Origin of the sequence: Syntrophomonas sp. UBA1041 (assembly GCF_002316705.1) — a bacterium.
Taxonomy (GTDB): Bacteria; Bacillota; Syntrophomonadia; order Syntrophomonadales; family Syntrophomonadaceae; genus DTU019.
In genome coordinates this window covers 27,583-33,561 of the sequence record NZ_DCEA01000074.1, presented here as the reverse complement: position 1 = coordinate 33,561, position 5,979 = coordinate 27,583, and the positions used below count along the sequence as shown (strand labels likewise).

Annotated in this window: 6 protein-coding genes; 2 read left to right on the top strand and 4 right to left on the bottom strand. The window is 46.6% G+C overall.

The window, feature by feature from the left end; all coding sequences use genetic code 11:
• The 3 genes from B2633_RS11860 to B2633_RS11850 all read right to left on the bottom strand — a co-directional run.
• Positions 1 to 223 (bottom strand): hypothetical protein (locus B2633_RS11860; protein ID WP_483170888.1); only part of this gene is annotated, 223 nt, incomplete at its 3' end.
• 23 nt (positions 224 to 246) lie between these two features.
• On the bottom strand, positions 247 to 786 hold the full coding sequence (locus tag B2633_RS11855; protein ID WP_481039495.1) for a GNAT family N-acetyltransferase: 540 nt from the start codon (positions 784 to 786) through the stop codon (positions 247 to 249).
• 211 nt (positions 787 to 997) lie between these two features.
• A complete protein-coding gene (locus B2633_RS11850) occupies positions 998 to 1,333 on the bottom strand; it encodes a coenzyme F420-0:L-glutamate ligase (RefSeq protein ID WP_483170886.1) in 336 nt (111 codons plus the stop codon).
• 435 nt (positions 1,334 to 1,768) lie between these two features.
• Between B2633_RS11850 and B2633_RS11845 the strand changes: the two genes are divergently transcribed.
• Together B2633_RS11845 and B2633_RS11840 are read left to right on the top strand one after the other, a co-directional pair.
• Positions 1,769 to 3,532, top strand: a complete 1,764-nt coding sequence (locus tag B2633_RS11845; protein WP_483170885.1) for a hypothetical protein — start codon at positions 1,769 to 1,771, stop codon at positions 3,530 to 3,532.
• A 216-nt stretch (positions 3,533 to 3,748) separates the two neighbouring features.
• Positions 3,749 to 4,225 carry a hypothetical protein gene (locus B2633_RS11840; protein ID WP_483170883.1) on the top strand — a complete coding sequence of 159 codons (477 nt, stop codon included), beginning with the start codon at positions 3,749 to 3,751 and terminating at the stop codon, positions 4,223 to 4,225.
• Between the two features lie 227 nt (positions 4,226 to 4,452).
• Here B2633_RS11840 and B2633_RS11835 read toward each other — a convergent pair.
• A partial coding sequence (locus tag B2633_RS11835; RefSeq protein ID WP_483170882.1) for a DUF6449 domain-containing protein occupies positions 4,453 to 5,979 on the bottom strand: 1,527 nt, incomplete at its 5' end.

The window sequence follows — 5,979 nt, the reverse complement described above, 5'->3', positions numbered from 1 at the left end:
TACTTTTGAGCCGCTTTATTATTGCTCTCCGTTCTATTTGCGGTATTTGATGTAAAGAAGGAATAGAACCTCCTGGCAATTGCTCGATTATCAAATTGAAAGCTTTATCATCATGGAATTTTGTGTTCTTAGTATCTTCCAAGCAACCATCTTCACTGTTTTCAGCCTCAAACATTTGCATTTTTTCTCTTGCTTGTTCCTTTTGGCATGCAAATATGTCCAACGCCAAATATACCTGTGTCATATCTAAAACTTTAATATAGCGTACACCTTTAAGTCTTTATGTTCCCCTTTAACATACATTACTTTTCTACTTATACCTTCAAAAGACATACCTAACTTTTCCATAACACACTCTGAACCCTTGTTTTCTAAAAAACATCTCGCCTGTATACGAACTAAGTTCATACTTTCGAAACCAAAAGAAATGAGTGCCATTGCTGCTTCGGTAATTAACCCTTTGCCCCAGCATTCTTTAGATAGAACATATCCAATTTCAGCACTATTATGTTCTGGCTGCCACCAAACAAAGTGAACTGTTCCAATAAATTTACCATTTTCTTTAAGCTCAATCCCCCATGGAGCATCATATTTAGATAAAAACGTATTTATAAATTCCATTGTATCTGATAATGAGGAATGAGTATCCCAAGTTACATATCTCGTTACTTCTTCATTCGAAGCATATAAATACATATCTTCTGCATCATCTAATGTAATTTTTCTAAGGATGAGACGCTCCGTTTCTATTTTAGGTACATCAGCAAATTTTTCTAAAATACTCATTAATTCACCACTTTACAAAATATTATCGCCTGATAATAATTCTATCATTTTTTAAAATTTATTTATCAACAACAAACTTCAACAGAGCCAATTGTAAAGCAACAAGAGGGCAACAAGGAACATTCTTTTTGTTGGCTTTGGGCCCACCCTGTTAGCCCGTCAAAAAAGCCGTTCCTCGGTTGGATCGGGGAACGGCTTTTGTTGCTCTTAACTATTTTTTCTGCAGAAATCCTTTGATCAATATGCACGGGGTGCCCGCGTCGGCGGAGCCGCTGACCAAGTCCGCCAGGCTGGATAAGAGGTCCTCGGATTTCCTGGGGGTGGTGCCCTCGATCTCTAAGCTGCTGCGATCAAACTGCTCCCATAGAAGTTTGCTTCCGGCTTCCTTCGGCTTGTACCCGTAGGGTGATTCCACCTCACGATGCACAACCTTGCCCTTGGCTATAGCGTAACCAAACCAGGTATTGAGGAAATACGCGGAAATAGAAAGAAGGACTTCACAATGGTTGAATGATTCAAACTTCACTATCGGGAATTGATCAATCATGATAAATACCGGTCTCGCTTTTCTTTCGGGCTATCCTTGGCATAACATAGTTCCTTCTATTTCTTCCTGTTGTAAGAATACCATTATGTTCCAAGTCGATCAATAGAACCGTCCCCCTGATTGGTCCTGATTGGTCTATCGTCCTCAGAACAATATCAAACTGAATTCACCAACCTGCGCCCTTCTGACGGGCCAGCGCCGATGAGACCAAAACCGTTCTTGATGGGCGGTTAAAATAATGAGCAATTACCGGTATCTGCTGCAAGGCAGGTGCTTTTTTTATGTATGTATGCATAAAGGGAAAGAAACAAGCCACCCTCCGAGCAGGCATCGGATGGGGCATCGTTCGGGCTGCGGCGGAATTCTCTCCCATGGAACCCGCTGCGAAACGTACACCGTCCAATCATACATCCCAGCAATTAGGCAGGTGTCATTGTGAAGATTAAAACCACGATCATATTTATTCTGATGACTCTTTTGCTGCTCCCTGCTGCCGGATGCAGCCGCAAGCCTCAGGATTTGCACACCGGGGCTCAGCAGAGCATTCCGCCGGAAACAGGGGTAAACAACGATATCACTGATCCCGTCCAACTGGAACAGCTCTGGCAGGAATACTTTTATGATTCCATTGCCACCGTAGGCAACACTCGGGAATTCAACTCCGCCCAGGAAATAGATCCGCTCAACGTGGCCCAATTCTGCTGGCTGAAATATGTTGAGGAACATGGCTGGGAAAGCCTGGAGCCGGCCGATGAGGATAGCAGCCTGAGGCTGTTTCCCCTGGATACGGCTCTCGAATATGCCCGTCGCTATTTCAATTTAACCAGCATGGATGTGTCTGCAATTGAACCGGACATCTATGACCCGCAAAGGCGCGCTTTCATGTTTAACCTTGGCGGAGAACGAGCCCGGCCTTCTTATCATGATCCCAATGCCTGGGGCTATTCCCTGGATCAGGTGGCTAAAAACAGCGACGGTTCCGTAACCTTCATACTGACCCGTTCCGTTTCGCCGCAAAAGGACCTGGTAGAGATGACGGAAACTTACACGTTGAAACAACGTGAAGACGGAAGCCTTTACTTTGATAGCGGCAAGCGGGACTACGTGAACAATCATCTTGTCAGTTTGACCGGCGATTATCAGCGCTTTGACCAAATCATCGGTTTCGGCGAAAATCCGGATGCGCTTTCCATGCTGGGGGAGGTTGAAGGCAGCTTGATTCTGGCTTATGCGCCTTATGACAAAGGGCAAAACGCCGCTCTCATGCTGGTGGATCCTGAGACCATGACAGTGGAAAAGCGGCTTGAGATAAAAGGAAACTTTTCACCTGCCGATGTGAGTGCGGCAGGTGAAAGCATGATCATCCGCCTGAATGATAAGTTTATCGCCGTTGATAAAACCCTGCGGCATGTTGAGGATATCCCCCTGCCCGGCATCATCGCGGCGAAAATCAACCGGGAGCCGCAATACGATGGGCTTGGACATCCGGATGTTTTCTTCGGGGGCTGGGACGTATCCGGCGACCGGAAAAGTTATGTTTATGCCGATGAAGTTGGCCTGAAGCTCTTGAATACGGTTGATAACAGCGAAAAACTGCTCGCCGAAACGGCAGCGCTTGCCGGCGGTGCGGTGCCGGAAAATTCTTTTCACCACAGCCCCCGTTTTGTGGCCGACGGGAAAAAGGTTGTCACCACCATGCTCGTCTATGAAGGCGCTACGGGTTATATGCTGTACGACCTGGCAAAGGGAACCGCACAAAATTACGGTATCGCTTCGCAGTTCTCTTCAACCGGCCTCATCCGCTATGACAGCGGGCTTCTGGAGATCAATAGCTATCTCCCTGATCCAGGCAGCCAAAGCGATGATTATAAAACCGTGTATCTGGATTTTAAAAGCGGGGAGCTTCAGGAAATTTCTCTTGAAGATACCGGTGATACCGGTCATATCAGCATTCCCGACCATTGTTATGTGGGGCCGAACCATGCCGCCTTCATCACCTTTAAACTGGACCAGACTGACAACACCAACAACATGTTCTATCTTCACCGGCTGAATCTGAAAACATGGTTGATCGAGGCTGAAATCATCTCCGTGAAGGCAGCCGATACACATATCCTGGGGGTTCTGGCTGACGGGCGGATTGTGTTCCGTTACAATCTGAATCCCAGTGAAAACGGGGTTTGTATCACTGCAAAATAATCTTAAAAGCGTGCAGCGGCGTGAGCGGCAACTCCAATTCATGATTTTTCCCGTCATCTGTGCGCTCATCTCGGCTCAGCGGGCGGGGAACTAGGGGCCGGTTGGACGGTTGATGTAGATGCTGATGAATATACCCTTGATCGTTTTACTATTTATACTTATCCAGGGATAATGAGTGGCAGAGGCAGCCAGAGAGATGCTTTACATAATGCTGCTATGATTAATGCTCATGGGAAAATTGAGGCGCAATACTTGGATAACCCCCTGATACTAAAAGTGTTCGATAATGAAAATGCCAAATCAGTCCAGCTTATATTTACCCCGGAGTGGCAAAAAGAACAGCAGTGGCAGCGCCAAGCCCAGTATAAAAGTCCGGCAGCCCCGGTGAGGAGTTTCCTGAACCTGGTTTACGCCAATAAACCTCAGCAGGCCTTGGAATATGTTCTGCCCAAACTGCGCCAGGATTTCCCTCTGCCCGAATTAGGCACAAGCCTTCAGGGCAAAAATATTCAAATTGAAGGCCGATTAACCTGGATGGATGTATTTGAAGACTACCTGAATGTTCATCGTGTTGACGCAGAAGTCGGTGAATTCAGTGAGAACAACTTTGAACCCCAAGAGAATTTTAGTTTTTATACGGCTAGAGATCAGAATGGTAACTATAAAATCGTTTACTGGGAATCTCAAGACTAACATGAACTTCTGCCATTAAGATTGCATCGCAGGCAAAAAACCCTTCTCCGGGCTTCCCCTTAGCTCGCTAGCATGCCCCAGTTCAGCACATCTTGAATATCGAAGGATATGTCAAAAAAGATGCAGCGAAATGTCCCTCAAATTTTAGAAAAGCACCTCGCTGCATTCATTTCTAAACATTGTCGATTGTCAGTTTTGAGTACGCAGCCCATGAAGACCAAGGTATTTTACCCGGCAAAATGCTGTTTAACAAAATCCGGGGCTGAGGATGGCGTTAAGATTCCAATCAGTACGGTGCCGTTTTTAAGCTGAAAAAAAACTTTGTAAATAGCTCCTTTGGTGTATTCCTGGTAATTGTAAAAACACAGTTCAATTTTATCCGCTTCGGTTACCTTCAACTGACCGGGCTTTGCTTCGATCTTGTCAGCCTTCATGGTCCGGAATTCAGCCTCATTCACACCCTGAGGAGCGTATTCGATAATGGCATGGACAATATCTTCGCTGGGAAGCAGCCGGGCCTGGCTGTATAACCCTTTACTCTGCAGCCAGCCCTCCAATCCAAGATAAGACTTTTCCCAGGGCAGAGTTATGTTGTAGTACTCGCTTTTCGGGGCCGCCTCCATGGCGCTGTCTGTGGCCTCCGGCCATATTCCCCCCTCAGTATCGGTATTCTGTGTCTTGGGCAAGGTTATTTCGATATATCCCCAGGGGGGTCTGGCATCGCTCATTTCCTCGTAAGTCTGCATCTTAACATCATTTTGCAGGACGGCAATAGCTTCTTGAATCAGTTGGGGGTCTGTAATACTGACCCGCTTGTTTCCAAGCTGGCTCCTGATATCTACCAGCTTGGCGTCGCCGGGGTTGACTCGGAGCACCTCAAATTTGTGGTTTTTGTATTCCAACGACTCATAAATAGGTTTCAGATGCTGCTTATAGAGTTCAGCATCAACGGCATAATATCGATAAAGCTTTTTACCGTCCTTAAATTGATAGGCCAGACAAATCCTTTCCTGCCTGGTGTCCGGGCTTATCAGGGGGGTTATCCCGGCCTCTTCCCGCTGAGCGATGATCTCCCGGTGCAGGTCCACTATATGGGCTATATTATCGCGGTTTACATAGATCGATATCAATCGAGGTGTTGATCGGGTTTCCGCATAGCTGCTATCCTCAGCGTACAGTAATGGATGAAAATAGTTATCCATATACACGTTTTCCAATTGATCGATTTGCGGCAGCCTTTTTTCATACCCGGTAAAATCTGAGTGAACCAACCCGAGAAGGGCCGCCGCTATTAGCGCATAAACCCCCAGGCCCTTAAAGCGCCGCCAGTCGAATATGTGCACCGACTTGTGAAACAGGATTTCAATCAGGATATAGCCCAGGGCGGCCCCCAGGAAATAGCCCCAATAGGTCCAGGCTATGCTTTGCTGGGTACGGTAGAAATAGCTGCCGGCCAGTAACATGGTGCAAAAGGTAACCGAGTACTTGAAGATGGGGCGCAATACCCCGAAGGTAATCGCTTCGCCCGCGGCTTCAATTTGGCGGTGCCGGTAAAGAAATCCGCCCATCAAATATAAACCGGCACTCATTAATAAGTACACTATGATTTCAACGCTCTGCAGAGATGAAAGTGACATAGGCAGTCTCAAGAGAGGTGTTAACTGCTCCAGGCCAATCATATAGAAATCGCCGGCAAAACCGTAAACATACATTTGAAGGTTATGAAGCACCAGCAGCGACAACCCGCTGGGCAC